This window comes from Chryseobacterium phosphatilyticum (assembly GCF_002899825.2).
GTDB classification, from domain to species: Bacteria; Bacteroidota; Bacteroidia; order Flavobacteriales; family Weeksellaceae; genus Chryseobacterium; species Chryseobacterium phosphatilyticum.
Genome location: NZ_PPED02000057.1, coordinates 1 through 522 on the forward strand (window position 1 = coordinate 1; position 522 = coordinate 522).

Consider the following 522-nt stretch of genomic DNA (forward strand, 5'->3'; position numbering starts at 1 on the left):
GCCAGCAAACCGCCGCTACGTGCGGGCTCCGCCGAAGCCGTCACAGACGCGGTCGGCGCCGGAGCGACCTTGCCCGACGCAACGACCGTCTGGACGAGGCCGAGCGCGGCTGTGTCCGTGGTCTCGCGGTCGATGAGGATCAGGCTGCCGGTGTCGCGGTTTTCGGCATAGGGATCGACCGCGATCTGCCGGTCGAGGGTCAGCGTTACGTCGCCGATGTCGTTGACCGCGAGCTTGTCGGCCGGGCCGGCCTGTCCCGTCTCCGGATCGATCCGGCGGTGCACCGCCTTCACCACCGCGTTGACGGTCTGCGTGCCGACCTTCGCCCACAGGTTGGCGCCGGGAACGAGATCGGATTCGGCGGCCCAGAACAGGCGCACGTCGAGGCTGTCGGTCAACGTCAGCGGCGCGTCCGAGGTCGCGATCACCGCGCCGCGCGAGGCGTCGATTTCGTCGGCCAGCACCAGCGTGACCGACTGGCCCTCGCTCGCCCGTTCCAGATCGCCGTCGGCGGTGAAGATG

The 522-nt window shown here is 69.9% G+C and carries 1 protein-coding gene; it reads right to left on the reverse strand.

The window, feature by feature from the left end; translation table 11 throughout:
* A partial coding sequence (locus tag C1631_RS25405; RefSeq protein WP_497707260.1) for an elongation factor 1-alpha C-terminal domain-related protein occupies positions 1-522 on the reverse strand: 522 nt, incomplete at both ends.